This is a genomic window from Leisingera sp. ANG-Vp, assembly GCF_000813725.1.
GTDB lineage: Bacteria > Pseudomonadota > Alphaproteobacteria > Rhodobacterales > Rhodobacteraceae > Leisingera.
The window spans coordinates 25,065-50,929 of sequence record NZ_JWLD01000032.1 but is presented as its reverse complement, the minus strand read 5'-3'; the positions used below and the strand labels follow the sequence as shown (position 1 = coordinate 50,929).

Annotated in this window: 22 protein-coding genes; 5 read left to right on the top strand and 17 right to left on the bottom strand. The window is 62.7% G+C overall.

Going from position 1 to position 25,865, the window contains the following annotated elements:
• Nucleotide 1 precedes the first annotated feature (1 nt).
• Both thrS and RA20_RS11415 read right to left on the bottom strand, forming a co-directional pair.
• Nucleotides 2-1,942 carry a threonine--tRNA ligase gene (gene thrS / locus RA20_RS11420; RefSeq protein ID WP_039128436.1) on the bottom strand — a complete coding sequence of 647 codons (1,941 nt, stop codon included), beginning with the start codon at nucleotides 1,940-1,942 and terminating at the stop codon, nucleotides 2-4.
• A 108-nt stretch (nucleotides 1,943-2,050) separates the two neighbouring features.
• Nucleotides 2,051-3,175: a CobW family GTP-binding protein gene (locus tag RA20_RS11415; protein ID WP_052248965.1), complete on the bottom strand. Its 1,125-nt coding sequence runs from the start codon at nucleotides 3,173-3,175 to the stop codon at nucleotides 2,051-2,053.
• 80 nt (nucleotides 3,176-3,255) lie between these two features.
• Between RA20_RS11415 and hisI the strand changes: the two genes are divergently transcribed.
• Entirely contained in the window at nucleotides 3,256-3,729 is a 474-nt protein-coding gene (gene hisI / locus RA20_RS11410; protein WP_206540108.1) for a phosphoribosyl-AMP cyclohydrolase, read from the top strand.
• A gap of 812 nt (nucleotides 3,730-4,541) precedes the next feature.
• On the opposite strand, the gene gyrB is transcribed toward hisI, so the two are convergent.
• Both gyrB and RA20_RS11395 read right to left on the bottom strand, forming a co-directional pair.
• Nucleotides 4,542-6,959, bottom strand: coding sequence for a DNA topoisomerase (ATP-hydrolyzing) subunit B (gene gyrB / locus RA20_RS11400; protein WP_039128427.1), 2,418 nt, complete (start codon nucleotides 6,957-6,959; stop codon nucleotides 4,542-4,544).
• 85 nt (nucleotides 6,960-7,044) lie between these two features.
• Nucleotides 7,045-7,638 (bottom strand): NAD(P)H-dependent oxidoreductase, encoded by a 594-nt coding sequence (locus RA20_RS11395; RefSeq protein ID WP_039128424.1) that lies wholly within the window; start codon nucleotides 7,636-7,638, stop codon nucleotides 7,045-7,047.
• A 108-nt stretch (nucleotides 7,639-7,746) separates the two neighbouring features.
• On the opposite strand from RA20_RS11395, the gene RA20_RS11390 reads away from it, so the two are divergent.
• Nucleotides 7,747-8,340, top strand: a complete 594-nt coding sequence (locus RA20_RS11390) for a TetR/AcrR family transcriptional regulator (RefSeq protein WP_039128421.1) — start codon at nucleotides 7,747-7,749, stop codon at nucleotides 8,338-8,340.
• Here the strand turns inward: RA20_RS11390 and RA20_RS11385 are convergent.
• From RA20_RS11385 to RA20_RS11325, 13 genes are all read right to left on the bottom strand, one after another.
• The gene (locus RA20_RS11385) at nucleotides 8,337-8,957 is read right to left on the bottom strand and encodes a LysE family translocator (protein ID WP_039128418.1); all 621 of its coding nucleotides are present in this window, start codon (nucleotides 8,955-8,957) and stop codon (nucleotides 8,337-8,339) included. The two genes, RA20_RS11390 and RA20_RS11385, sit on opposite strands and share 4 nt — an antisense overlap.
• Entirely contained in the window at nucleotides 8,957-9,757 is an 801-nt protein-coding gene (locus tag RA20_RS11380; protein WP_052248964.1) for a nucleotidyltransferase domain-containing protein, read from the bottom strand. The genes RA20_RS11385 and RA20_RS11380 overlap by 1 nt, the downstream gene beginning before the upstream one ends.
• Nucleotides 9,754-10,854, bottom strand: a complete 1,101-nt coding sequence (recF, locus tag RA20_RS11375) for a DNA replication/repair protein RecF (protein WP_039128415.1) — start codon at nucleotides 10,852-10,854, stop codon at nucleotides 9,754-9,756. Before recF ends, RA20_RS11380 begins: the two co-directional genes overlap by 4 nt.
• A gap of 64 nt (nucleotides 10,855-10,918) precedes the next feature.
• On the bottom strand, nucleotides 10,919-12,037 hold the full coding sequence (gene dnaN / locus RA20_RS11370) for a DNA polymerase III subunit beta (RefSeq protein ID WP_039128414.1): 1,119 nt from the start codon (nucleotides 12,035-12,037) through the stop codon (nucleotides 10,919-10,921).
• Between the two features lie 459 nt (nucleotides 12,038-12,496).
• Complete coding sequence (locus RA20_RS11365; RefSeq protein ID WP_039128412.1) at nucleotides 12,497-14,947, bottom strand: GcvT family protein; 2,451 nt, start codon at nucleotides 14,945-14,947, stop codon at nucleotides 12,497-12,499.
• Between the two features lie 83 nt (nucleotides 14,948-15,030).
• The gene (locus tag RA20_RS11360; RefSeq protein ID WP_039128409.1) at nucleotides 15,031-16,044 is read right to left on the bottom strand and encodes a GlxA family transcriptional regulator; all 1,014 of its coding nucleotides are present in this window, start codon (nucleotides 16,042-16,044) and stop codon (nucleotides 15,031-15,033) included.
• Between the two features lie 16 nt (nucleotides 16,045-16,060).
• Complete coding sequence (locus RA20_RS11355; RefSeq protein WP_039128406.1) at nucleotides 16,061-16,957, bottom strand: homocysteine S-methyltransferase family protein; 897 nt, start codon at nucleotides 16,955-16,957, stop codon at nucleotides 16,061-16,063.
• Nucleotides 16,958-17,080: 123 nt separating this feature from the next.
• Nucleotides 17,081-19,528 carry a GcvT family protein gene (locus tag RA20_RS11350; RefSeq protein ID WP_039128403.1) on the bottom strand — a complete coding sequence of 816 codons (2,448 nt, stop codon included), beginning with the start codon at nucleotides 19,526-19,528 and terminating at the stop codon, nucleotides 17,081-17,083.
• A gap of 15 nt (nucleotides 19,529-19,543) precedes the next feature.
• Complete coding sequence (locus RA20_RS11345) at nucleotides 19,544-19,915, bottom strand: GFA family protein (protein WP_039128401.1); 372 nt, start codon at nucleotides 19,913-19,915, stop codon at nucleotides 19,544-19,546.
• Nucleotides 19,912-20,541: a LysE family translocator gene (locus tag RA20_RS11340; RefSeq protein ID WP_039128398.1), complete on the bottom strand. Its 630-nt coding sequence runs from the start codon at nucleotides 20,539-20,541 to the stop codon at nucleotides 19,912-19,914. Before RA20_RS11340 ends, RA20_RS11345 begins: the two co-directional genes overlap by 4 nt.
• Before the next feature lies 1 nt (nucleotide 20,542).
• On the bottom strand, nucleotides 20,543-21,130 hold the full coding sequence (locus RA20_RS11335) for a helix-turn-helix domain-containing protein (protein WP_446720152.1): 588 nt from the start codon (nucleotides 21,128-21,130) through the stop codon (nucleotides 20,543-20,545).
• Nucleotides 21,131-21,311: 181 nt separating this feature from the next.
• Complete coding sequence (locus RA20_RS11330) at nucleotides 21,312-21,767, bottom strand: GAF domain-containing protein (protein ID WP_039128395.1); 456 nt, start codon at nucleotides 21,765-21,767, stop codon at nucleotides 21,312-21,314.
• A 98-nt stretch (nucleotides 21,768-21,865) separates the two neighbouring features.
• Nucleotides 21,866-23,038: a thiolase family protein gene (locus tag RA20_RS11325; RefSeq protein ID WP_039128392.1), complete on the bottom strand. Its 1,173-nt coding sequence runs from the start codon at nucleotides 23,036-23,038 to the stop codon at nucleotides 21,866-21,868.
• A gap of 95 nt (nucleotides 23,039-23,133) precedes the next feature.
• Here RA20_RS11325 and RA20_RS11320 point away from each other — a divergent pair, with 95 nt between their 5' ends.
• From RA20_RS11320 to RA20_RS11310, 3 genes are all read left to right on the top strand, one after another.
• Nucleotides 23,134-23,478, top strand: coding sequence for an STAS domain-containing protein (locus RA20_RS11320; RefSeq protein WP_039128390.1), 345 nt, complete (start codon nucleotides 23,134-23,136; stop codon nucleotides 23,476-23,478).
• Between the two features lie 35 nt (nucleotides 23,479-23,513).
• The gene (locus tag RA20_RS11315) at nucleotides 23,514-23,963 is read left to right on the top strand and encodes an ATP-binding protein (protein WP_039128388.1); all 450 of its coding nucleotides are present in this window, start codon (nucleotides 23,514-23,516) and stop codon (nucleotides 23,961-23,963) included.
• A gap of 306 nt (nucleotides 23,964-24,269) precedes the next feature.
• Nucleotides 24,270-25,844: a gamma-glutamyltransferase family protein gene (locus tag RA20_RS11310; RefSeq protein ID WP_039128619.1), complete on the top strand. Its 1,575-nt coding sequence runs from the start codon at nucleotides 24,270-24,272 to the stop codon at nucleotides 25,842-25,844.
• The last annotated feature ends 21 nt before the right edge of the window (nucleotides 25,845-25,865 follow it).

Below are 25,865 nucleotides of genomic sequence, written 5' to 3'. Positions count from 1 at the left end.
TTCATGGCATGAAGCGCTCCGCCTGGGCCGCTGCAGGAGGTACTGCATCCTGCGTCAATAGTGTGATGGCTTCGGACAAAGGCAGCGTCTGCGTCCTGGCCTCGCCGTGGCGGCGGATGGTGACCGTCCGCTCTTCTGCCTCGCGCATGCCAAGTGCGATCTGAACGAGGATTTTCTTTAGCGCGTGTTCGCGCACCTTGTAGCCGATTTTCTCGTTGCGCAGGTCTGTCTCCACCCGCAATCCGGCGGCGCGCATGGCCTGGGCAACCTCCTTGGCCCAGTCATCGGCGGCACCGGTGATGGTTGCGGCGACCACTTGAACCGGCGCCAGCCACAGCGGCAGATGGCCCGCGTGATGTTCGATCAGGATGCCGGTGAAACGTTCCAGGGACCCGAACAGCGCCCGGTGCAGCATAACCGGCGGAAGTTTTTCTCCGGAAGCCGCCACATAAGAGGATCCGAAGCGCTCAGGCAGGTTGAAATCGACCTGCAGCGTGCCGCATTGCCAGTCCCGTCCGATGGCGTCGCGCAGGACATACTCTAGTTTCGGCCCGTAGAACGCGCCTTCACCCTCGAACAGAGTGTATTCATGCCCTGAAACGTCCAGCGCCCTGCGCAGCGCATCTTCGGCGCGGTCCCAGCTCTCCTCGCTGCCGATCCGGTTTTGCGGCCGGGTGGAGAGCTTGATGCGGACATCCTCAAAGCCGAAGTCACGGTAGATGGACAGAACCAGATCGTTGACCTTCAGGCACTCTTCGGTCAGCTGCTCGGGCGTGCAGTAGATATGTGCATCATCCTGGGTAAAGCTGCGCACCCGCAAAAGCCCGTGCAGCGCGCCGGAAGGCTCATAGCGATGCACCTTGCCGAATTCGGCAAGCTTCAGCGGCAGATCGCGGTAGCTTTTGGTGCCTTGCCCGTAGATCAGCATGTGGCCGGGGCAGTTCATCGGCTTCAGCGCGTAGTCGCGGTCGTCCTCGGTTTGCGCCAGGAACATGTTGGCGCGGTAGTTCTGCCAATGGCCTGAGGTCTCCCACAGCGCGCGGTCCATGATGTCGGGCGAGTTCACTTCCAGATAGCCCGCTGCCTCCTGACGGTCGCGCATGTAGCCGATCAGGGTCTGGAACAGGCGCCAGCCCTTCGGGTGCCAGAAGATGGAACCCGGCGCGACTTCTTCGAAATGGAACAGGTCCATCTCGCGGCCCAGCCGCCGGTGGTCGCGCTTTTCCGCCTCGGCCATCATGGTGAGATGTGCGTCCAGATCAGCCTTGGAGGCGAAGGCCACGCCGTAGATCCGGCTGAGCATCGGGTTGTTGGCATCGCCGCGCCAATAGGCCCCGGCAACACGTGTCAGCTTGAAGGCAGCCCCGGCGTCGCCCGTGTGGCGCATATGCGGGCCGCGGCAGAGGTCCAGCCAATCACCCTGCCGGTAAATGGTCACCGGCTCGCCCTCGGGGATCGCATCCAGCAGGGCCAGCTTGTAGCTCTCGCCTGCGGCTTCGAAATGCGCGCGCGCCTGGCCGCGGGTCCAGGTCTCGCGCACAAAAGGCGTGCGGCTTGCGATGATCTCGCGCATTTTGGCTTCAATCACCGGGAGGTCCTCGGGCGTGAAGGGCGTCTCACGCTCGAAATCATAGTAGAAGCCATGTTCGATTGCCGGGCCGATAGCGGTCCGGGTTCCGGGCCAGAGCGTTTGTACCGCTTCGGCCAGCACATGAGCCAGGTCATGGCGGATCAGCTCCAGCGCACGGGGATCATCGCGGCTTACAAGCTCCACGGCGGCACCGTCGGGAAGCGGTGCGGAAAAGTCAGCCAGATACCCGTCGACCGAGGCCGCCACGGTGCGTTTGGCCAGGCTGGGGCTGATCGCTGCGGCCAGATCGGCAGCCGTTGCGCCAGCGGCCAGCGCGCGGGCAGCCCCGTCGGGCAAGTGAACATGGATCATAGTGATTGCTTCCTGGGTCGTGCGGGCGGTGCCGGGGGGTGTCCTGGCTCGCCCCATGGGTTGCAGCGCTTCATCGGCGCGAAACATTGGTGGAAAACAAGCGCAGGGTCACAAAGCCTCGGCGCTCAGGGTGTGAACGGTTATGCCCTGGGTCTCGTCCCCTTCCTTTGGACGCATGCGCAGCATGGCCAGGCTTTGCTCGAGATCCTCCTGGGGGAAATCCCGGGCGATCACCACAACACGGCTGGTATGGTCGCCTGCCGGCCAGTCCTTCAGAGGCACGGGAGGTTCAAAAATGTGCTGGACGCCGTGAAAGACAAAGGGGGTGGGTACATCCTCGATATGGACAATACCCTTCAGCCGCAGGATGTCCGCGCCACGCAATGCGATGAGCGTGTCCAGCCAGAAATCAAAAACCCGGGCCGGAATCGGCGTGTCGATTGCTGCTGATGCAGTGACGATCCTGCTGTCCGCCGCATGGTGCGATGGGCCGCCGATTTCCAGCACCGGCTCCGGCTGCGGCAGATCAAACCCGGATAGTCCCGCCAAAGGATCTGCCGGGGCAGCTGCGGCAGACGCCGCAAGCCAATCGAGGGCATCGCTGTGCGATGTCTTCTTGCGCATGGCACTGAGCCCGAACAAAGACCCTGAGGGAACGGCTCCATGCTCAGCTTCAATCCGCTGGGCACCCGGGTTCAGCCGGTCAAGCCGCCGTGCCAGCGCACGTTTGACAGCCCGGTTTGCCAGGTCCCGCTTGGTCAGAACAATCCGGTCCGCCATGGCAACTTGCGCTTGCGCTTCGGCATGCTGGTTCAAAGTGTCCTCGCCCAGAACGGAATCGACAGCCGTGACGATGCCGTCCAATGCGAAATTCAGCGCGAGGTTTTTGTCGATCAGCAAGGTGTGGTGGACTGGCCCCGGATCCGCCAGCCCGGTGGTTTCAATCACCACGCGGTCAAACGCCAGTTCCCCGTTTGTGCGGCGTTCCAGCAAGGACATCAGCGTCCTCGACAAATCACCGCGGATTGAGCAGCAGATGCATCCGGCTGCCATCAGAACCACATCTTCGGCGGTTTCCTCGATCAGGTCATGATCCAGGCCTGCATCGCCGAATTCATTCACAACAACCGCAATGCGGCCCGCTGCTGGATCGTGCAGCAAACGGTTCAGCAAAGTGGTTTTTCCCGCGCCCAAGAAGCCGGTGAGCAAGGTGACAGGGGTCTGGCTTTGCATGTCGTGCCGCTCTTTCGGGTTGCGATGCATGAATGATCATGTTTGTTATGGTATAACATATCCAATAACAAGGTATCCAAGTGGACAAAATTCGTTTCGCCCCCCGCCTATCGGTCGAGGAAGTCGAAGAGGGCTGCGTGCTGGCACCCAAGTTCGGTCCCGACGGGCTCATGCCCTGCATCACCACTGACGCGGACAGCGGCGAGGTTCTGATGCTGGGCTGGATGACTGCAGAGGCCCTGCGGCTGGCGTTGGAGACCGGCGAGGCGCACTACTTCAGCCGCGCCCGTCAGACTCTCTGGCACAAGGGAGCAACGTCCGGCCTGGTCCAGCAGGTTGTCGAAGCGCGTATCGATGACGACCAGGACGCCATCTGGCTGCGCGTGTCGGTCGCAGGCTCAGGTGCCTCCTGCCATGTGGGCTACCGCTCCTGCTTCTACCGTGCAGTTCCCACTGGCAGCGATGCTGGCGCCCCGCTGGTTTTCAAGGAAGACCGCAAGAGTTTTGATCCGGTTGCCGCTTACGGCGACGCGCCGAACCCAACGCAACTGTGAGCTATGCTGCCCAGATCAAAGGGAAGGCTGCCACGCTTTGGCATATCCAGCGCGTAAGGCGCATGGTGCGTGAAATGGCCGGTGCCGGGCAGCTTGCCCTGATTACCGTTGTCGAATTGGACTGCAAAGATCCCAGTTGCCCGGGACCGGCCACTCAAATCACCATACTCGGACCGGATTTGGTCCGCCGGAATTTTTCCATCCATCTGCCGGTTCACGCGATCCGGACCGCAGATCTATCGGCAATCCGAACCTAAGACTCTGACCTGCCCGCCCAAACTGATATGAACCGGCTGGGTCTTAATCCGGTCCCGCACGTGCATGGCCGCCACTTCTTTGGGGGGCAAACCGTTGTAGGGTCGCCCATAGAGCCGTGTCAGACTCATTGATTTTATTCACAAATTTCCAGGTCACTCGCCCATAACATTGCGCACCACTTGCGCATAGTTTTGTACTTTTTGCCCGCAGCTTTGCGCGATCAGCGAACCTGTCGTTCGAATGAGTGGTGCAAGCTTCCCAGAAGCAACCGTGACGCAGTTTGCTTCCACGCATGGTGCGTCAGTTGCCGCAAAGCACAACTCAAAAGCTTTATTCGACAAGCCACAGTTCGCCGCTCGCATGATGCGTACGGCGGACGGACCGGAAATCACGAAATGACGAGTAGAGAACGGCAGCGGGCCATAAACTCATGCAAGAGATTTTCGTAGCTCTCGACCTTCGCCTCACCTTTGACGTGTGTCAGAATCAAAACTATGGGCAACTTGCGCAAAAGTATGGGGCTAAAACACGCTTTTGGGCGACCCTACACCGTCTTAAAAATCCAGGTTCTCTACGCTCAGCGCGTTCTTCTGGATGAACTCCCGGCGCGGCTCCACCACGTCGCCCATCAGCTTGGTGAACAGATCGTCCGCCTCGACCATATCGTCGATGCGCACCTGCAAGAGCGTGCGGGCGTCCGGGTCCAGGGTGGTCTCCCACAGCTGATCCGGGTTCATCTCGCCCAAGCCTTTGTAACGCTGCAATGTCAGACCCTTTTCGCCCTCTTCCAGGATCGCCTTCAGCAAGTCCAGCGGTCCATGGATGATCTGGCTGCGGTCTCGGCGGACCAGCTGGGCGGTGGTGCCGTAGACTTCCTGCAGGCTCTGGGTGAAACTGCCGGTCTTGCGGGCCTCGCCGGAACGCAGCATCGGGCCGTCCAGGGTCCGCACTTCTTCAACGCCGCGCAGGATGCGGGCCAGGCGGATGCCGTGGTCCTGAGTGATCCGGCCTTGCCAGCCGCGCTCATACTCCAGCGCAATGGCGTCCAGGCGTGCGGCCACCTTGTCAGCCACGCCCTGCAGGTCGGAATCCACCGCCCCCGGCACAAAGGCACCGGCAACGGCAGCCTGCTCCAGGATGTGGCGCGGGTAATGGGTCGGGAAGGCATCCAGCACGCGCTTCAACTGGCGCGCCTCGTCCACCACGCGGGTGAGGTCGGCACCGGCCATCTCGGAGCCGTTGCCCAGCTTCAGCACCGCGCCGTCGACCCCCTGGTTGATCAGGTAGTCATCCAATGCCGCCTGATCCTTGAGGTAGACCTCGGACTTGCCGCGCGCCACCTTGTAAAGCGGCGGCTGGGCAATGTAGAGATAGCCGCCTTCGATCAGCTCCGGCATCTGCCGGTAGAAGAAGGTGAGCAAGAGCGTCCGAATGTGGGCGCCGTCAACGTCCGCGTCGGTCATGATGACGATCTTGTGGTAGCGCAGCTTCTCGATGTTGAACTCGTCCCGGCCAATGCCGGTGCCAAGCGCCATCACCAGGTTGCCGATCTCCTGGGAGGACAGCATCCGGTCAAAGCGCGCGCGTTCCACGTTCAGGATCTTGCCGCGCAAAGGCAGGATCGCCTGGGTCATCCGGTCCCGGCCGGTCTGGGCGGAACCGCCAGCCGAGTCCCCCTCGACCAGGAAGACTTCGGTCTTGGACGGATCCTTCTCGGAGCAGTCTTTCAGCTTGCCCGCCAGGTAGTTCACATCCATCGCCGTCTTGCGGCGGGTCAGCTCGCGCGCCTTGCGGGCGGCTTCGCGCGCCAGTGCGGCCTCAACGATCTTGCCGACGATCTGCTTAGCCTGGTTGGGGTTTTCCTCAAACCACTCGGCCAGCTTCTCACCCATCAGGCTCTCGACCACGGGGCGGACTTCAGACGAAACCAGTTTATCCTTGGTCTGGCTGGAGAATTTCGGATCCGGCACCTTCACCGACAGCACGCAGGTCAGGCCTTCGCGGGCGTCGTCACCGGTGAAAGAGACCTTCTCTTTCTTGGCGATGCCGGAAGACTGCGCGTAATTGTTAATGGTCCGGGTCAGCGCACCGCGGAAGCCCGCCACATGGGTGCCGCCATCGCGCTGCGGGATGTTGTTGGTGAAGGGCAGCACCGTCTCGTGGTAGCTGTCGTTCCACCACATGGCGATTTCAACGCCGATTTCGTCCTTCTCACCGACGATATAGACCGGTGCTTCCATCACCGGGGTCTTGTGCCGGTCAAGGTATTTGACGAACTCCTTGACGCCGCCCTCATAGAATAGCTCCGTCGACAGTTTTTCAGCCGGACGTTCGTCTTCCAGGATGATCCGCACGCCAGAGTTCAGGAAGGCCAGCTCGCGAAGGCGTTTTTCCAGAGTTTCAAAGGAGTACTCCAGATTAGAAAACGTGTCGGTCGAGGCCATGAAGCGGACCTCGGTACCGGTCTGATCACCGCAGTCGCCGACCACCTCCAGGTGCTTGGCGGTGTCGCCGCGCTCAAACCGGGCGACATGCTCTTTGCCGTTGCGCCAGATGCGCAGCTCCAGCCAATCCGACAGCGCGTTCACCACCGAAACACCCACGCCGTGCAGGCCGCCCGAAACCTTGTAGGAGTTGCTGTCGAACTTACCGCCCGCGTGCAGCTGGGTCATGATGACCTCCGCCGCCGAGACGCCTTCCTCAGGGTGAATGTCCACCGGAATGCCACGGCCGTTGTCGCTGACCGAGACACTGGAATCGGCGTGGATTTTCACCGTCACATGATCGGCGTGGCCCGCCAGCGCCTCATCGATGCCGTTGTCCACCACCTCATAGACCATGTGGTGCAGGCCCGAGCCGTCATCCGTGTCCCCGATGTACATGCCGGGGCGTTTGCGAACAGCCTCCAAACCTTTGAGAACCTTGATGGAATCCGCGCCATATTCTGCGGGGGCCTGCTCGTTTCCGGACATTCACATCTTCCTGTCTTTGCTTCAGGATTTTATACGGGACCGCAGGGGGAATGTCACCCGCAGCGCCCTATTTTTCTTGGCGGAATCAAGCTGCCTTGCCACCCAGAACCCCTGCTGTCCTGAGCCAGGATTTCACCTTGGCCTCCGGCGCAGCCGTGGCCGGGGCAAATGTCGTGAACCGCGTCGGCTTGATCCCCACAAAACCAAGGATCTGACGGCTGATGAACTTCTTCACTGCATTGCCGTAAAACAGCCTCAAGAGCAGCGCCGGCGTGTCCGACGTCAGCAGCACCCGCGCCGTCTTGCCTGCCAGCATCGGCGCCGGCAGGCCAAAAACATTTACCTTCCTGGTATCAAATGCCCGCCCCGGCAGCAGCGCCCGGTCGAACACCGCCTTCAGCTTGGCCGGCACCGCGCCCCACCACAGCGGCGAGGCCATCATCACATGCTCTGCCCACTCCAGATCTTCCAGAAAGGCTGCCAGATCGGGTTCCAGCGGCTTGGGATCCTTATAGCCGCTTTGTCCGTAATCCATGTCGAATTGCATCTGCGAGACATCATGGCTGCGGACCTCATGCCCATTCTCTTCCGCAGCCGTTCGGTAGGCGGCACAGAGCGACTTGGACAGTGATGTTTCGCCAGGATGACCGTTCAAAATCAGAATTTTCCGGGCAGACATTTTCGCCTCCTTGGGTTAAGTTGACCATGGTCACTTTATCAGATCGAAAATGACCGTGGTCAATTATAAAAATGACCACGGTCAATAACAAAACCGTGAGGCCAGTAAATGACACGCGCACCCCAGAAACGGCGGCTGGAGACCCGGACAAAACTGCTGAGTGTTGCTGCCGCTATCGTTCAAGAGCAGGGGTACAGCGGCCTGCGGGTCGAAGAAGTGGTCCACCAGGCCGGTGTCGCCAAGGGCACGCTGTTTTCCCACTTCAAGGACAAGGACGGGCTGCTGGCGGTGCTGATCGGGGATCAGGTGACCCGGCTTCTGGACGGGATGGAAGCGGCGGGAGCTCCTTTGGACGTTGCGGAACTGACGTCCCGCCTCGCACCGCATCTCGACTTTGTCGCGCAGGACCGGGTGATCTTCGACCTTCTGCTGCGGTATTCGGGCACCACCGCAGCAGAACCGGATGAGGTGGTCGAAGCCAGCTTCATCCGCCAGGTCGCGCTTCTGACACGCTGGCTCGATTACATGCAAGCCGCCGGAGCAATCCGCAAGGACCAGCCGCCTCAACTACTGGCAGAAGGGGTGCAGGCCTTCCTGAACCATGTCCTGGCGCTGGGATTCTGCATGGCGCATGAAACCGGCCCATCTCCGGCGCAAGCGCTGGAACCGTACCTGCAAACATGGCTGCAACCGCCCGGTTAGAGGACGGGAATCGCCACCCCGACGCAAATCAGCAACGCACCCGACACCAGATTGATCCGCCGCAGGGTGCGGGGGGAGGTAATCGCTTTGCGCACCCGGTGCACCATGCCGGCCAATGCCAGATTGCCGATCAGCGGGATTACGAATGACAGCGTCACAATGGCCGCCACATCCGCCTTGGAGGTCCCGGACAGGTCAAAGAAGCCGGGCAGCACGCCCATGTAGAACAGGATTGCCTTGGGATTGCCCAGGATGGCGGCAATCCCCGCCATGAAGCCGGCCCAGATGCCAGGTCTTGTCAGCGCTCTGTTCTCCTGCACCGCCTCGCCCGCATGGCGGATCAGCAGGTATCCCATGCCGAGGAACATCGCGCAGGCCACCCAGCGCAGCCCGGTCATGATACCGGTGAATTCGGACACCACCCACGACATGCCAGCCACCGCCACAAGCGGCCACAGGATATCGCCGCAGGCCACCCCCAGCGCCAGCGGCCAGGCCGCCTGGAAACCGCCCGAGACCGACCGCGCCATCAGCGCCAGCCAGACCGGGCCGGGCGTCAGAAACAGGATCAGCAGGGCCCCCGCATAAAGCAGCAGATCCCAGGAAGACACACTCATCAGCCAAGCCCGCTCAGCTTCAGATGCAGCGCATTGGCTGCCTGCCAATCGGCCTGCCTGCGCTGGCCTGCTGTTGAGGAAAGCCAATCTTCCGCTGCCCTGGCTTCCGCAGCTATCAAAACATCCAAAACGGGTTCCGAAGCAGCCTCCTCTGCCGCCTCGCGGACCTTGGCCTTGCGGGCAGTCAGCGCTTCGATTGCCTGCAGCTCTTCCTGCGCCAGCCCGCAGCCGGATACCAGCCGCGTCATGTCCATCGGCGGCACTGGCGCATTCTGCAAGCGCATCCAGCGCAAACACAGCGCCGGACGCAGGACATAGAAGTAACGCTTCAGCCGCACGCCGCCGCCCGGCCCGGCCAACCGGCTTTGCTGCCGGCCCATCAGCTGCAGATAGTGCCAGGTCACTGCCCGCCGGTCGAGCACTTCGCGGCAGAAACCGCTCAATGCCTCAACTGCTGCCTGATCCGCGATATAGACCACCGGCGACTGCAGCCATTCTGCAATCACAGCGTTGGAGTTGCAGGCCAGTTTCAATGCCTTGCCCAATTCCCAACCTGACAGATCCAAGTCATCGCTGATCGGCCGCTCTATCACGTCCCGGGTCTGATCCAGGCGCAAATGCCAGTCCAGCGGCCTGGCATAGACAAACCGCACATCATAATCGCTGTCCGGCGAATGGAAGCCCCAGGCACGCGAGCCGGATTCCACCGCGAACAGGAGCCGCACATTCTCCTCGGCTTCAATCTCCCGCAGCCGGGCGGTGATTACGGCCTTCATCTGCGCATTGACGGCTACGCTCATCCTGCTTCCCTTACCTCTGAAATGCCGCCGGTTTCGGCAACTTCCAGCACCTGCGCCCTGCCGCCTAGCTCCATGAACAATTCGGGCCCGGTTCCGGTCATCCAAGCCTGCGCTCCCAAGGCGCAAATCTCGTCATAAAGCGCGGCCCGGCGGCCGGCATCCAAATGCGCAGCGACCTCATCCAGCAGCAGGATCGGCGGCGCCCCCTCGCGCTGCGCCAGCGCCCGCGCATTGGCCAGGATCAGCGACACCAGCAGCGCCTTCTGCTCACCGGTCGAGCAATCCTTGGCCGGAACTCCCTTGGTCCGGTAGGTACCGATCAGATCGGTGCGGTGCGGCCCTACCAGGGTGCGGCCCGCCGCCAGATCGCGGAACCGGCTTTCCTCCAGCGCCTCGCGGAAATCCTCTTCACTCGCGGGCATGCTGCCTTCCGACTGCATGAGCTCCAGCTCCGCCGCCGGAAACGCGGTTTCCGCCTCCGCCTGCGCCAGTTGCAGAAAATCCACGGCCTGCACCCGCGCAGCATGAATCCGGTGCCCGGCGGCGGCCATGCGGTCTTCCAGAACCCGGTACCAGGCGGCATCACGGATCTGCTCCTTCAGCAGCCGGTTGCGCTCGCGCATTGCTTTTTCATAGGCCAGCGAGGCCTCGGCATGGGAGGGCTCGAAACTGAGCGCAATCCGGTCCAGAAACCGCCGCCGTCCCTCGGCCGCTTCGATCCACAGCCGGTCCATCGCCGGGATCAGCCAGACAACCCGCGCCACCTGCCCCAGCGCCACCTGGCTGGCGGATTTGTTATCGATCTTCACCTGCCGGGCATTGCCGCCCTCGGACCAGGTTTCCACCTCATAGGCCTGCGATGGAGCCCGCAGCTCCCCCTTCAGTTTCCACCCCAGCGCTTCCGGCTGGCGCGCCATGTCAGCCGCGCTGGCGCGGCGCAAACCGCGCCCCGGCGAGAACAGCGACACCGCCTCCAGGATATTGGTCTTGCCCGCGCCGTTGTTGCCGTGAATGGCCACCGGACGCCCGTCCAAATGCATTTCCGCCCGCAAATGCGAGCGGAAATGCGACAGGGTCAAGGCAGTCAGAGCCAGCACGCTGCGCGCTCCCTATTTCATCTTGCCCAAAATACTCGCGCCGCAGGCAGCGCCGTCAGGCGCTTCAGACCCGCATCGGCATCACGACGTAAACAGCACTTTCGTCATTGCCTTCGCGCATCAGGGTCGGATCGCCGGAAGAGTTGAACATGAACACCGCGTTTTCGCGGTCCACCTGATTGGCGATCTCCAGCAAGTATTTGGCGTTAAAGCCAATTTCCAACCGTTCGTCATTGTAGGCAACGCCCAGTTCTTCTTCCGCAGCGCCGCTGTCCGGTGCGTTAACCGACAGGATCAGCCGGTCTTCCTCCAGCTGCAGTTTCACCGCGCGGGAGCGTTCTGATGAAACCGTTGCCACCCGGTCCACGGCCTGTGCGAATTCCGACGCATCCACTTCCAGGCGGCGGGTGTTGCCGGCCGGGATCACGCGGGTGTAGTCGGGGAAGGTGCCGTCGATCACCTTGGAGGTCAGGGTGATGTTCGGGGTGGCAAAACGCACTTTGGTTTCCGAGACAGAGACTGCGATGTCCATGTCGTCTTCGTCCAGAAGCTTGCGCAGCTCGCCCACGGTTTTGCGCGGTACGATCACGCCCGGCATGTCCTCAGCACCCAGCGGCAGCTCTGCGTCGATGCGGGCCAGGCGGTGGCCGTCGGTGGCCACGGCACGCAGCGCCTTGCCGCCATCGGCAGACGACACATGCAGGTAGACGCCGTTCAGATAGTACCGGGTCTCCTCAGTGGAGATTGCAAATTTCGACTTGTCGAACAGACGGCGCAGCACTGCGGCCTTGGCGGCAAAGTTCGAGTGGTACTCGGACGATGCCATCACCGGGAAGTCCTCGCGCGGCAGGGTGGCCAGCGAGAAGTTCGACCGGCCGGCCTCCACCGCCAGGCGGCCGGTTGCGGCGTCGGCGGTCAGGGTAACCAGCGCGCCGTCCGGCAGCTTGCGGACAATCTCGTGCAGGGTGGTGGCGGCAACGGTGGTGGCGCCGGCGCGCTCGACCTGGGCGGGGGCCTTGTCGACCACCTCGATATCCAGGTCGGTGGCGCGGAACTGGACGCTGTCGCCTTCGGCTTCAATCAGCACATTTGCCAGGATCGGAATGGTGTTGCGGCGCTCGACCACCGACTGTGCCTGAGCCACAGCCTTGAGAAGCGTGCCGCGTTCGATGCTGATCTTCATGTCCCAAATCCTCTTCGTCAGGCGCCCGTGTCAGTAGCCGGGACAAGCAACCTACCTGTTTACCCCTGCCGCACAAGGCTTTTTATGGATTTCTCCAAGGGATTTCCGGCGGGGTCAAGAGGCGCTGCGCGGCATAAGGGCCAAACCGGGGCAAACGTTGCAGCAGAACCCGGGGCTGTTCCCGCGGGGACAGGGCGGCAAAACCTGAGGTGTAGCCCTATTACTTCTGCACTCCTGCCGACGGCGGTTCGCGCCCGGCACCGAGGGTGGGCGTTTCGCGCCCGCCCTGGGGGGCGGGGTCGGGCGCGAACCGGATCGCAAGCGATCCGGGGCGAAATGAATCGGCGCACCAGACCCTGGATTGAGATGCCCAAGCTGTCTCCGCGGGGAATATAAAGAAAAACGCCCCGGCACAGGGCCGGGGCGTGATACGGGCAGGTGAATGCACTGGAGAGGTGCTTAGGCTTTCACCCGCTCCGATTTCGGATCGTACATCGGCTTCAGCGAGGCCTCTGCCTTCACCTTCACGCCGCAGACGTCGATCTCGTAGGTGGAGCCCAGCACATCGGCGGCACTTTCGCCTTCGCAGGGCACATAGCCCATGCCGATGGCGGCACCCAGGGTATGGCCGTAGTTGCCGGAGCTGAGGTAGCCCACGTATTTGCCGTCGCGGATGATCGGCTCGTTGTGGAACAAGAGCGGCTCGGCATCGGTCAGCTTGAACTGCAGCATGCGGTTCTTGGGACCGGTTTCCTTGCGCTCCAGCACCGCAGCCTTGCCGATGAAATCCGCCTTGTCGGTCTTCACGGCAAAGCCCAGGCCTGCGTCGATCACATTGTCTTCGCAGGTGATGTCATGGCCGAAGTGGCGGAAGCCCTTCTCGATCCGGCAGCTGTCCATCATGTGCATGCCGCAGAGCTTGAGCCCCATGTCCTGGCCTGCTTCCCACAGGGTCTCAAACGCGTGGCCGGCCATGTCGGCGCCGACATAGATCTCCCAGCCGAGTTCGCCCACGTAGGTCACGCGGTGCACACGGGCGAGGCCCATGCCCAGCTCGATCTCCTGCGCGGTGCCGAAGGGGTTCACCTCGTTGGAGAAGTCGTTCGGCGAGACCTTCTGCAGCAGCTCTCGGGCGTTCGGACCCATTACGGCCAGCACGCCCTCGCCTGCGGTCACATCGGTGATCACCACACGGTGGTCGCCAACATGGCGCATCATCCAGGTCTGGTCGGCCAGACGGGTCACCGCCGGGGTCACCACAAGGTAGGCGGTCTCGCTCAGGCGGGTGACGGTCACGTCGGCCTCGATGCCGCCGCGGGAGTTCAGGAACTGGGTGTAGACGATCTTGCCCGCCGGTACCGACAGGTTGGCGCCGCAAATGTAGTTCAAGAAGGTCTCTGCATCGGGGCCTTCGACGCGGATCTTGCCGAAGGAGGACATGTCGTACATGCCGACGTTTTCGCGCACAGCCTTGTGCTCAGCCGCCGAATTCTCGAACCAGTTCTGGCGCTTCCAGCTATACTGGTACTCACGCTCCTGGCCTTCGTTGGCAAACCAGTTGGCGCGTTCCCAGCCGCCGATCTCGCCCATCACCGCGCCCTGCTCCAGCAGGTGGTGGTGGAACGGGGTGCGGCGCACGCCGCGGGCGGTGGCCTTCTGGCGGTAGGGGAAGTGGTCGGCGTAGAGAAGGCCCAGAGTCTCTTTGGAGCGCTCGAACAGATAGTGCTTGTTGCCCTGGAACGGGTGCATACGGGAGATGTCCACGTCGCCCAGGTCAAACGGCTTCTGGCCGTCTTCCATCCACTGCGCCAGTGCCATGCCGGCGCCGCCTGCGGACTGGATGCCGATCGAGTTGAAGCCTGCAGCAACCCAGAAGTTGTCCATCTCGGGCGCCAGGCCCAGGTGGTAGGCATCGTCCGGGGTGAAGGATTCCGGGCCGTTGAAGAAGGTGTGGATACCTGCCTCGGCCAGCATCGGCATCCGGTTGCAGGCGGCTTCCAGGATCGGCTCGAAGTGGTCGAAATCCTCGGGCAGCTGGTCGAATTCAAAGCTGTCAGGAATGCCGTTCATCGCCCAGGGCTTGGCGTTGGGTTCAAAGGCGCCGAGCAGGATTTTGCCTGCGTCTTCTTTATAATAGGCGCATTCGTCGGGCACCCGCAGCACCGGCATTTGGGTCAGACCGGAAATGCCTTCGGTGACGATGTAGAAGTGTTCGCAGGCGTGCAGCGGAACGTTGACACCAGCCATGCGGCCGACTTCGTGGCCCCACATGCCGGCGCAGTTCACCACCATATCGGCTTCGATATGGCCCTGGGACTGGCCGTCGTCGCTGGCCCAGTCGACGCCGGTGACGCGGCGGCCTTCCTTGGAGATGCCGGTGACCTTGATCCGTTCCTTGACCAGCGCGCCGCGCTGGCGGGCGCCTTTGGCCAGGGCCAGTGCGATGTTGGCCGGGTCGCCCTGGCCGTCCTTCGGGAGCCATACACCGCCGGTCACGTCACCGACGTTCAGGTGCTCGTAGCGGGCTTTGACTTCCTCGGGGGAAATTTCCTCGACCTCAACGCCGAAGGCACGCGCCATGGCGGCCTGGCGGAAGATCTCTTCCTTGCGCTCGTCTGTCAGGGCCACGGTGATCGAGCCGCAGCGTTTGAAGCCGGTGGCGACGCCAGTTTCCTCTTCCAGCGAGCCGTAGAGCTCTTGCGAGTATTTCGCCAGCTTTGTCATGTTGGCGGTGGCGCGCAGCTGGGCGATCAGGCCCGCGGCGTGCCAGGTGGTGCCGGAGGTCAGCTGCTTGCGCTCCAGCAGCACCACATCCTTCCAGCCCAGTTTCGCCAGGTGATAGGCCACCGAGCAGCCAATCACGCCGCCGCCGATAATGACCACGCGGGCCTTGTTGGGAAGATCGCTCATGTCATCGCTCCAGAATGAGTATTTGCGCCTGATTATCACGAATAGACGGCGAAAAATGCATCAAAAGCGTCAGGCTTCCAGAGCTATTCTCCGGCCTTAAGGATATTTTCGGGGCCGTCTTCCCCCAGCCGGCGGCGTTTGCGCAGGACAAAGGGGGTGATTCCGAAGAAGCTCTTGTAAAGGCTGGAGAATCCATTCGGGAAGCCGCAGGCAAGGCCGATTTCCCGCACGCTCATGGTGGTGTTCAGCAGGAGGTTGTTGGCCTTGGACAGGCGCATTTCACGGTAGAAGCCGTTGGGGGTGGTGCCCAGGAAGGTTTTGAACTTGCGCTCGAGCGAACGGGTAGAAATGCCAAGTTCATCAACAATTTCGCTGATCGGCACCGGCTCTTCGATGTTGTCCTGCATGATGCGGATGCAGTGGTCCAGATCGCTGTCGCCGGTGATCGTCGGCTTGGCGCCGGCAAAAGGCTGCAGCGAGGAGAAGTCGCGCACCTGTTCGTGCAGCATGATGTTGCCAACGGTCATCTGCGCCGCCGCTGAGGTCAACCGTCCGACCAGCGCCAGCACGATATCGACGGTGGAACCCATGCCCGCGCAGGTGACGACCAGCCCGTCCTCGCTGGCCAGCGCATGGCTGGCGTCATTCAGCCCCATGCGTTCACGCAGCAGGGCCGAGTTTTCCCAATGGGTGGTCAGCCGCCCGGCAGCACCGCCCTGGTCGCGGATGTAGCGGGCAGCGGCCTCGGCCAGCAGATAGACCTTGCCGCCGCGCGAGGTGTAGCTGGAAATTGTGCGGCCCATGGAAAGCCCCGGGTGGTCCGGATCGGAGTTGCCAAGGAAGAAGGCAAAATCAGCGTCAGGCTTGGTCGCAAAAGGCTCGGTATCAACGCTGAGGCCCGCCTTGCAGCCAACGCGCCCGCCTTGCAGAGAGCGCATGGTCCATTTGAACGGCGGCTGGGCCAGCACCCGGTTGGCAATCCGCAGCACTTCGACCACGGCCGACATCTCGGTCAGCACAAAGCCTTCGCAGACCACGATGTCTATGGTCCAGACCCGGCCCGGATCCGAAACCTTGAGTTTTTCCGAAGTTGCCATGCTGATCCCCCTTTCGTCAGACGATCCGGTGCCCGGCCGCGCGCAGCTGGCGGGCCAATTCGGCGATGTGGTCCGGGCCAACCTCGCAGCAGCCGCCCACGATACTGGCGCCCTGGCCAACCCAGCCCATCGCAAATTCCGCATAGGCTTCCGGCCCCAGGTCCTGGCGCTGTTCCAGCGCGTCCACAGTGGGGGCATCCTTGAGGAAACCTTTGGAAATCCGGGTGAAGCCATTGGCATAGGCGCCAAATGGCCTGCCGAAAGCTTTCACGATCTCCAGTCCCGAACCAATCACCTCAGGGCGGGAGCAGTTGAGCAGCACCGCCTCGGGCTGGAACTCTTCGATCAGCGGGGCGAGATCTTCCAAGGGTTCACCGGAGCGCAGCAAGGTGCCGTCCTCATCCGAGACAGACGCCGCCAGCCAGACGGGTTTGTCCGTGCCCGCGCAGCCCAGCAGCGCGCCCTTGCCCTGCTCCAGCGAGGAGACGGTTTCGATCAGGAAGAGGTCCGCATTTGCGTCCAGCAGCTGAACCAGCTCGGCATAGGCCTGTTCCGCCTCCTCCGCCGGAGGGCAGATGTCAGGGCGGTAGGAGGCAATCAGCGGGCCAAGCGAGGCTGCGACACGTCCCGCGCCATGGGTTTCGCGGGCGGCGGCGGCCTGGGTGGCTGCCTTGGTCAGCAATTCTTCGAAATACTCTTCGATACCGGCGCGGACCAGGCGGTCGCGCAGCACCGCATAGGTGTTCATCGTCGCAACAGTGGCACCGGCGGCGAAGTAGTCGGCATGGACGCTGCCCACCACCTCGGGCTTTTCGATCATCACCGACGTGGACCACAAGGGCGTTGCCCGGTCGCCCGACCGTTTGACAACCTCCTGCCCGATCGAGCCATCCAGAAGCGTGATCTCAGCCATAACACAGTGACCTTTCCTTGGAGCGCCTGCGCCGCCAGGATACATGAAACGATCCGGCGGCGCAGGCTGTCTTTTGCCAGAGCATGAGCCCGGGCCTGTAACAGCCCGGGTCTTTGCCCGTTATCAGGCGCGCAGGCGCTCGTTGGCCGGATCCCACAGCGGTTCGTCTTTCTGAACCACCGCACGGCATTTCTGCCCGTAGATCTCGACCTCCAGCTCGGTGCCCGGCTCTGCCAGCTCAGGACGCACCATGCCCAGCGCGATGGAGGCGTTCACACGGTAGCCCCAGTCGCCCGAAGTAGTCTCGCCCACGATCTCGCCGTCTTTCCAGATGCAGGACATGTAAGGCGCATCGGCATCGCCGGCTTCGACGATCAGGGTGACGAAGGTCTTCTTCACGCCCTGCTGCTTTTCGTTCTGAATTGCAGCCTTGCCCGGGAAGTCCTGCGGCTTGTCCAGCTTGACGAAACGCTCCAGCCCGCCTTCGAGCAGGGAGTAGTCAGTCGACAGATCGCCCTTCCAGGTGCGGTAGCCCTTTTCGATCCGCAAGGAGTTCAGCGCGTACATGCCGAACGGCTTGGCGCCGCCTTCGATCAGCGCTGCGTAGATCTCACCCTGGTGCTCGTTGGCGCAGTGGACTTCCCAACCCAGTTCACCGGCGTAGGATACGCGCGCCAGGAAGGCGGGCTTGCCTGCGACGGTGGCTTCCTGGTGGGTCAGCCAGCCCAGCGACAGATCGGCGTCGGAGATGCCAGCGAACAGCTCACGCGATTTCGGACCAGTGACGATCATGGTCGCGAACTCGGTGGTGCGGTCGGTCAGGGTCAGGCCTGCGGGCAGCGCCTTCTTCAGGATCTCGAAGTCGTGCCACTGGGCCGAGCCTGCGGTGATCATGGTGAAGTGGTCTTCGCCATGACGGACACAGGACATCTCGGTCAGGATGCGGCCGCGGTCGTCCGAGAAGTAGACCAGGTTCATCCGGCCCACTTTCGGCAGGCCGCCGGTCACCAGGCCGCGCAGGAATTCCGCTGCACCTTCGCCTTCCAGGTTGAAGCGCGAGAAGCCCGGCAGGTCCAGCACGCCGACGCCGTCGCGGACCGCTTCGCATTCTTCCTTGATGCGCTGCTGCCACGGGCCGGAGCGGCCCCAGGTGTGCGTGGCCTCTTCCGAGGTGTCGTCACCGGCCTGCGCAAACCAGTTGGCGCGTTCCCAGCCGTTGTAGGCACCCATCACGCCGCCCAGCTCTTTGATCTGCGCATGCACCTGGCTGACCTTCTTGTCCCGTGCAGCCGGCCATTCGTGGTGCGGGAAGTGCATGGCGTATTCGTTGCCATAGACCTCCATACCCTTCTGGTTGCAGTAGTCCTGGTCGGTGTAATCGGTGTAGCGGCGCGGATCGACCGCCCACATATCCCACTCGGTCGCGCCATCGACGATCCATTCGGCCAGCACCTTGCCGGCGCCGCCGCCCTGGGCAATGCCGAAGGTGAAGCTGTGGGCCTCAAACGCGTTTGCAACGCCGGGCATCGGGCCGATCATCGGCAGGCCGTCGGGGGCATAGGGGATCGGGCCGTTGATGACGCTGGAAACACCGGAGGAGGCCATCAGCGGCACCCGCTCCATGGCATCGGTGACGATGTCCTCGATCCGGTCCAGATCTTCCTGCCACAGCTGGAACGAGAAGTCCTCGGGCATCGGATCGTCTTCGGTCAGCCAGTGGCCTTTGCAGTTCGGCTCGTACGGGCCGAGGTTGTAGCCGTGCTTTTCCTGACGCAGGTAGTAGGACACGTCCACGTCGCGGATCAGGGGCAGCTTGCCGCCGTGCTCCTTGGACCAGGCTTCGACCTCGGGGATCTGTTCGGTCAGCAGATACTGGTGCTCCATCACCATGGCAGGCACGGTCCGGCCGCCGTAGGGCTTGAACATCTCACCCACGCGCTGCGCGTAGTAACCGGCGGCGTTCACCACATAGTCGCAGTCGATGTCGCCCTTTTCGGTGTGCACGGTCCAGGTGCCGTCTTCGTGCTGGGTCACACCGGTCGCCGGGGTGAAGCGCAGGATCTTCGCGCCCATGTCGCGCGCACCCTTGGCCAGGGCCTGGGTCAGCTGTGCCGGGTCGATGTCGCCATCGGTCGGGTCGTAGAGAACCCCTGCCAGGTCATGGGTCTCCAGGAACGGATAGTGCTCCTTGGTTTCTTCCGGGGTCCACATCTCCATCGGGATACCCTGGTAGCGGCCCATGGACATCGCGCGTTCGAATTCCTGCATCCGCTCTTTGCTGTGCGCCAGACGGATCGAGCCCGAAACATGGTAGTTCATCGGGTAGTCGACCTCTTCGGCCAGGCCCGAATACAGCTCGGTCGAGTAGCGCTGCATGTTCATGATCGCCCAGGAGGTCGAGAAGGTCGGCACGTTGCCGGCCGCGTGCCAGGTCGAGCCGGCAGTCAGCTCGTTCTTCTCCAGCAGCACACAATCGGTCCAGCCCTTCTTGGCCAGGTGAAAGAGCGACGAGCAGCCGACAACGCCGCCGCCGATGATGACCACGCGGGCCTTGGTTGGAAAATCAGACATGATAGCTCCCTAGTCTCAGTCCTTTTGCGGCACGCCGTCCGCAATCTCGTAAAAATCGCCTTTGCTGGCGGTGAAGATGTGCTTTTCGATCTTCATCCCGGTGGCGCCGTCGACGGCGCCAAGCGCAAAGCTGGTGGTGTCTTCGTCATGCGCCTTCCAGAACAGGAAGGAGCCGCAGCGCGGGCAGCTGCCGCGTTTGGCATTAGGGCTGGCTTCATACCAGCTGACGGGGCCGGTGATGGTCAGCTCGCTGTCCTTGACATAGGCCGAGGACCAGATGCCGCCCGATTGCTTGCGGCACTGGCTGCAATGGCACATGGACGCGCCTTGCGGCTTGGCCGCAGTTTCAAAACGGATGTCGCCGCAGAGGCAGGAACCTTTGATCATCGTGCAGTCTCCAGCTGAGGCGCAGCGCTGGTGCCCAGCAGCACGCCGTAGATGATAAAGCACAGCGCCATGGCCCGGCGCAGCCAAGTGTTGAACACGGCCCTCATGGCCGCACGGCCAAGGCCTGCGCCCAGAGCGGTGAAACCGCTGTAGCTGAGTCCGGTGATGACCAGCGCGGTCGGCATGATCACGGCCATCTGCTCCCAGACCGGAACCCCGGGCTGCACGAACTGCGAGAATGCCGCTAGGTAGCCTGCCACGCTTTTGGGATTGATCACCGCCACCGCCAGCGCGTGCAGATAGACATGCCGGGCTGGCCGCTCTGCCGCCGGGGCCGGACGGGCCGCATTGATCCAGCCGCGCACCCCCATCCAGATCAGAAAGCCAGCACCGGCAATCTTGGCGATCAGGAACCCGGCAGGAGAGGCCGCAATCAGGGCCGTCACGCCAAGGGCGGAGAGGATCAGGAAGACCGACGCCTGCGTCAGGATGGCCAGCACGCCCGCCATCGCCTTTGGGAACCCCAGCGCCATGCCATTGGAGATGCAATTGACGGCATTGGGACCCGGCGTGGTCACAAAGACCACCCAGAACAGTGCGAATATGGTCCAGGCCTCAAAGCTCATGTCAGTAGACCGGCGGGGCGATGACCCAGACAGCCACGGCGGGCGCGTCATAAGGGTTCGACCACTGATAGGGTTCATGCTTGATCCGGAAGCTGTCGCCCGGGCCAACGGTGAAGGCGCGGCCGCCGATCAGCAGGTCCAGCTTGCCCGAGATCATGTAGCCGACTTCCTGCGTCGGACGGTGCGCCGGGGTCTGCATCCGCGAGTTCGGCTGAAAGGTGGAGTGCACCATCTCGAATTCGTCGGTCAGGTCCGGCGACAGCAGCTCTTCGATCAGACCTTCCTCGCCCGAGCCCATTGGGCGGCGGCTGCCTGCACGCACCACATAGCCATGCTCCTCGGCCGGCGCCTCGGAATGGGCAAACAGCATCGACATCGGCACGCCCAGCGCCTCAGCCAGCTCGCGCAGGTCGGAGATCGAAGGATCGGACATGTCCCGCTCCACCTGGCTCAGCCAGCCGACCGAGCGGTTCAGCACCGCGGCGAGATCCGCCAGCGTCAGCCCGCGCGCCTTGCGCAAGGCCCGGATGTCCGCTCCCAATGTGGCCGCTGCCAGCGCCTGGTCGTTCACCAGCTCTCTCCCGTCCATGAAAAAATCTCCTCGTTTTTCACGATGCCCCGAATCCGTGAAATTTCCAAGCATTTTTTCACGGGCCGGGACACCCCATGAAAAAACCCAGCGCATAAAGGCGCCGGGCTGCTTCTTTCTGGTTCCAAATACCCTGGGGTGAGGCCGCCAGGCCGAGGGGCCAAGCCCCTTCAGTCCCGAATCACAACCGGCCGAACACCTGGGCCAGGATCCCCGCCAGCTGCTCCGCATCCTCCTGGGTGAAGGCATCCGGCTGATCGCTGTCGATGTCAAAGACACCGATCAGATTTCCCTGCCCGTTCCAAACCGGCAGCACCAGCTCCGAGCGGGTCGAGGAGGCGCAGGCGATATGGCCGGGGAAAGCTTCCACATCCGGCACCAGCTGCACCTCGCCGGTGCGCGCCGCTGCGCCGCAGACGCCGCGGGAAAACGGGATCTGCAGGCAGCCGTGGCCGCCCTGGTAGGGGCCGATCTTCAGCAGTTCCGGTGCAACCGCGCGGTAAAATCCGGTCCAGTCGAAACGGCTGTCCGAATGATGCACTTCGCAGGTGACGGTCGCCATCAGCGCCACTTCATCCGTTTCGCCTTCGGTGAGTGCCGCGATGGTCTTGGCGAGGGTTTCATAATCAGCCGGCATGGACAGCTCTCCTTCAACGTATTGAGGGGGCTGTCTGCCCCCTCTTGACCTCACGGTCAATTCACCCCCGAGGATATTTGCGGCAACAGGAAAGCCGCTCAGACCCGCTCAATCGCAATCGCCGTGCCTTCGCCGCCGCCAATGCAGATGGCAGCCACACCCCGTTTCAGGCCACGCTTTTCCAAAGCATTCAGCAAAGTGACCATGATCCGCGCCCCGGAGGCGCCGATCGGATGGCCGAGCGCGCAGGCGCCGCCGTTCACGTTCACCTTGTCCCGCGGGATACCCATTTCATGCATGAAGGCCATTGGTACCACTGCGAAGGCTTCGTTCACCTCCCACAAGTCGACATCTTCCACCTGCCAGCCGATGTTTTTCAGCAGCTTTTGCGCAGCCGGCACTGGCGCCGTCGTAAACCAGCCTGGTGCCTGTGCGTGGCTGGCGTGGCCCAGAATGCGGGCACGGACCTGCAGACCTTGCGCTTCGGCGGCCTCAGCCGAGGCCAGCACCAGCGCCGCGGCACCATCGGAAATGGAGGAGGCATTTGCCGCCGTCACAGTGCCATCCTTGCGGAAGGCGGGTTTCAGTGTGGGGATCTTTTCAGGACGGGCAGATTTGGGCTGCTCATCTGAATCGGTCACTACCTCGCCCTTGCGGGTCTTCACCGTAACCGCCGCGATTTCCCCGTCAAAGGCGCCGCTCTCCTGCGCCTCCAGCGCATTGGCCAGAGATTTCAGCGCATATTCATCCTGTGCTTCGCGGGTGAACTGGAATTTCTCGGCGCAGTCCTCGGCAAAGGTGCCCATAAGCCGGCCTCTGTCATAGGCATCCTCAAGCCCGTCCAGGAACATGTGGTCAATCACCTGCCCATGGCCGATGCGGGCGCCGCCGCGCATCTTGGGCAGCACATAGGGCGCGTTTGTCATGCTCTCCATGCCGCCGGCAATCATTGTGTCTGCATGGCCCAGCGCGATCTGGTCAAAGGCGATCATCGCCGCCTTCATGCCCGAGCCGCACATCTTGTTAAGCGTGGTTGCGGGAACGTCTTCGCCAAGCCCCCCGGCAAACCCCGCCTGGCGCGCAGGCGCCTGCCCCTGGCCAGCCGGCAGCACGCAGCCCATCAGCACCTCATCAACAGAAGCAGCCCCGGCGCCTTCCAGCGCGGCCCGGATGGCGGCACCGCCCAGCTCCGCTGCTGTCACCCCGTCATACATGCCCTGGAACCCGCCCATCGGCGTCCGGGCCGCTCCGGCGATAACAACATCTTTCATGCAATTTTCCTCCAATCGTCCAAATAATACCTACAGAATAGTAAGCTTTGCGGTCTAGAGTACTGCCAAATGACGTTACATCCCGGGGGACAAAAATGAGCCTGACGACCACCATGACGGACGATGCACAGATCGTCAAAGTCAATGCCGAGCGCATTGATGCCGCCATGGCCATCCAGTTCAAGGAGGACATGCGCACGGAAACCGAAAGCGGTCCGGACCGGGTCATCCTGGATCTCTCCGACGTGCAATTCATCGATTCCAGCGGGCTGGGCGCCATTGTCGCCGCGATGAAGCAGCTGGGCAGCGCCCGCAAGCTGGATCTCGCCGGGCTGACTCCGATGGTAGAGAAAGTCTTCCGCCTGACCCGGATGGACACAGTTTTTGACCTTTACGGCACACTAAGCGACGCAACCGCACCGGCTGGCGCAAACTCCTGAAGACGAATGCGCTGGCGGCGCAAAGCGAGAATTTGATGGTAAAAACCTTTGCCTGCTCGTTCACGGCCACGAATCTGGATGCCCGCTCCGGCATCTCTTCCGTCGTGACCCAGTTGCGGACTCTCGGGATCCCGGGCGCCCGCGTGGACGAGGTGCAAATCGCCTTGACCGAAGCCGTGAACAACGTGGTCGAACACGCCTATGAGGGAGCCGCGCCCGGCGATGTGCGGATCCGGGGCGAGCTGTACCCGGAACGGCTGTGGATCAGCATCCAGGATGCCGGTGCTCCGTTCCCTGACGGCGAATTGCCGGAAGGCAAGCCTGCAGACGTCAGCGTCGCCACCGAAAACCTTCCCGAAGGCGGGTTCGGCTGGTTCCTGATCCGGGAGCTTGCCAGCCAGGTGCAGTACGAACGCACCGACGGCAGCAACAACCTGTCGCTTTGCTTTGAAATCCAAGTGACCAGCCCCCCGGCGAAAGTCTGACACGGCGCGCACGCCGCCATTCCGCAAATTGCTTTGCCCGCAATTTTAACGCTTCGCCACATTCGCGCCGCATTCCCGGCCAACCGCAGCCCAACAGATATGCGAAACCTTACCTGTAGCTGAAACGAGCTTCCCCTGGTGCCGCGTATCCTAGCCCCCACCAGAGCGCGGCACCGGGGACACTTCTTTTCAGCACGCCCCTTCCTGAACTTGTTACGCATCGTTCCAACCGGTCTGCCGGGGATTTGAGTTGCCTTCCCGCCCCATGCGCCTAGGCTCGGCGCGGCAAATGCAAGGAGCAGGATGATGCGCGATTTCCACCTTCCCGGCCGGTCAGCGGTCTTTGCTCAGAACGGCCTGTGCGCAACCTCGCACCCGCTGGCGGCCAGCGTGGCGGTGGATATTCTGAAGCGCGGCGGCAATGCGATGGATGCCGCGCTGGCTGGCGCGGTCCTGCTTGGGATTTGCGAACCGCAGATGACCGGCATCGGCGGTGATTGCTTTGTTCTCTACTCACGCCCCGGCAGCGGCATTCAAGCACTGAACGGGTCCGGCTGCGCGCCGGCTGGCGCCAGTGCCGCAAATTTGCGGGCGCAGGGGCTGACGGCTGTGCCGCTGGACAGCCCGGATGCAGTCACCGTGCCTTGTGCCATTGATGCCTTCTGCCACCTGGCAGAGACAGAGGGGTGCCTGGGCCTGGATGTGCTGCTGCAACCCTCCATTCATTATGCCGAAGAAGGCGTGCCAGTGGCGCCGCGCACCGCATTTGACTGGCACAACAGTGCCGCGGTCCTGCAGGGGGCGGCCCGCCAGCACTATTTGAAGGGCGGCGAACCGCTGCGCTCCGGTGATGTCTTCCGCGCGCCCGGTCAGGCCGAAGTCCTGCGCCGTATCGCCAAACATGGGCGGGATGCGTTCTACACCGGAGAAGTGGCCGAAGATATGGCTAGCGGGCTGTCATCTCTTGGCGGTGTCCACACACTGGAGGATTTTGCCGCTGCCGGAAGCTTTGCCACCCAGCCGGTGGAGGGATGTTACAAGGGACTGGATCTGGTGGAGCATCCGCCCAACGGCCAGGGGGCCACGGCGCTGCTGCTGCTGAACATTCTAAAGCATTTCGACATCGCCGGGATGGCGCCGTTTGGAAGCGAACGGGCGCACATCGAAGCTGAAGCGGCCAAGCTTGCCTATGATGCACGCAACCGGTTCCTGGCCGACCCGGACCACACTGCCCGGCTGGAACACATGCTGGCACCGGAAACGGCAGCCCGGCTGGCAGCCCTGATCGACCTGACACGCGCCATGCCGGCTGCAGCCCCCCTGACAGAGGCGGTGCACAAGGACACGGTCTATATCACCGTGGTCGACAAGGACCGCATGGCGGTGTCGCTGATTTATTCGATCTTCCATGGCTTCGGCTCCGGTATTGCATCAGAGAAATTCGGCATCCTGCTGCAGAACCGCGGCGCGGGGTTCACCCTGGAAGAAGGCCATCCGAACGAGTTCGCGCCGGGCAAGCGTCCGATGCACACGATCATTCCCGCCATGCTGAAACAGGACGGCGGCGTAATCATGCCGTTTGGCGTGATGGGCGGCGGATATCAGCCCACGGGCCATGCGCGGCTGGTGTCGAACCTCAGCGATTTCGGGATGGACCTGCAGTCTGCCATCGACGCGCCGCGCTGCTTTGCCGATGGCGGCGTGCTGAAGGTTGAGCGCGGCTATGCGCCGTCTGTTCACCGGGAGCTGGCGGAGATGGGCCACAAGGTAGAGGTGCCGGATACGCCCCTTGGAGGGGCGCAGGCGGTCCTGATCAATGCGTCGGGCGTGCTGGAAGGCGCCAGCGACCCGCGCAAGGACGGCTGTGCAGTCGGCTATTGAAACCGGAAAGGACAGGTGCGG

Excerpts from the sequence above, each read along its gene's own strand:
- thrS (WP_039128436.1), bottom strand. The coding sequence starts at position 1,942 with ATGATCCATGTTCACTTGCCCGACGGGGCTGCCCGCGCGCTGGCCGCT.
- RA20_RS11310 (WP_039128619.1), top strand. The coding sequence starts at position 24,270 with ATGCGCGATTTCCACCTTCCCGGCCGGTCAGCGGTCTTTGCTCAGAAC.
- RA20_RS11415 (WP_052248965.1), bottom strand. The coding sequence starts at position 3,175 with ATGCAAAGCCAGACCCCTGTCACCTTGCTCACCGGCTTCTTGGGCGCG.
- RA20_RS11380 (WP_052248964.1), bottom strand. The coding sequence starts at position 9,757 with ATGAGCGTAGCCGTCAATGCGCAGATGAAGGCCGTAATCACCGCCCGG.
- RA20_RS11330 (WP_039128395.1), bottom strand. The coding sequence starts at position 21,767 with ATGCCGGCTGATTATGAAACCCTCGCCAAGACCATCGCGGCACTCACC.
- RA20_RS11355 (WP_039128406.1), bottom strand. The coding sequence starts at position 16,957 with ATGGCTGAGATCACGCTTCTGGATGGCTCGATCGGGCAGGAGGTTGTC.
- RA20_RS11325 (WP_039128392.1), bottom strand. The coding sequence starts at position 23,038 with ATGAAAGATGTTGTTATCGCCGGAGCGGCCCGGACGCCGATGGGCGGG.
- RA20_RS11320 (WP_039128390.1), top strand. The coding sequence starts at position 23,134 with ATGAGCCTGACGACCACCATGACGGACGATGCACAGATCGTCAAAGTC.
- dnaN (WP_039128414.1), bottom strand. The coding sequence starts at position 12,037 with ATGAAGATCAGCATCGAACGCGGCACGCTTCTCAAGGCTGTGGCTCAG.
- RA20_RS11385 (WP_039128418.1), bottom strand. The coding sequence starts at position 8,957 with ATGAGTGTGTCTTCCTGGGATCTGCTGCTTTATGCGGGGGCCCTGCTG.
- RA20_RS11350 (WP_039128403.1), bottom strand. The coding sequence starts at position 19,528 with ATGTCTGATTTTCCAACCAAGGCCCGCGTGGTCATCATCGGCGGCGGC.
- RA20_RS11365 (WP_039128412.1), bottom strand. The coding sequence starts at position 14,947 with ATGAGCGATCTTCCCAACAAGGCCCGCGTGGTCATTATCGGCGGCGGC.
- gyrB (WP_039128427.1), bottom strand. The coding sequence starts at position 6,959 with ATGTCCGGAAACGAGCAGGCCCCCGCAGAATATGGCGCGGATTCCATC.
- RA20_RS11335 (WP_446720152.1), bottom strand. The coding sequence starts at position 21,130 with ATGGACGGGAGAGAGCTGGTGAACGACCAGGCGCTGGCAGCGGCCACA.
- RA20_RS11390 (WP_039128421.1), top strand. The coding sequence starts at position 7,747 with ATGACACGCGCACCCCAGAAACGGCGGCTGGAGACCCGGACAAAACTG.
- RA20_RS11360 (WP_039128409.1), bottom strand. The coding sequence starts at position 16,044 with ATGGCAACTTCGGAAAAACTCAAGGTTTCGGATCCGGGCCGGGTCTGG.
- RA20_RS11315 (WP_039128388.1), top strand. The coding sequence starts at position 23,514 with ATGGTAAAAACCTTTGCCTGCTCGTTCACGGCCACGAATCTGGATGCC.
- RA20_RS11395 (WP_039128424.1), bottom strand. The coding sequence starts at position 7,638 with ATGTCTGCCCGGAAAATTCTGATTTTGAACGGTCATCCTGGCGAAACA.
- RA20_RS11345 (WP_039128401.1), bottom strand. The coding sequence starts at position 19,915 with ATGATCAAAGGTTCCTGCCTCTGCGGCGACATCCGTTTTGAAACTGCG.
- RA20_RS11340 (WP_039128398.1), bottom strand. The coding sequence starts at position 20,541 with ATGAGCTTTGAGGCCTGGACCATATTCGCACTGTTCTGGGTGGTCTTT.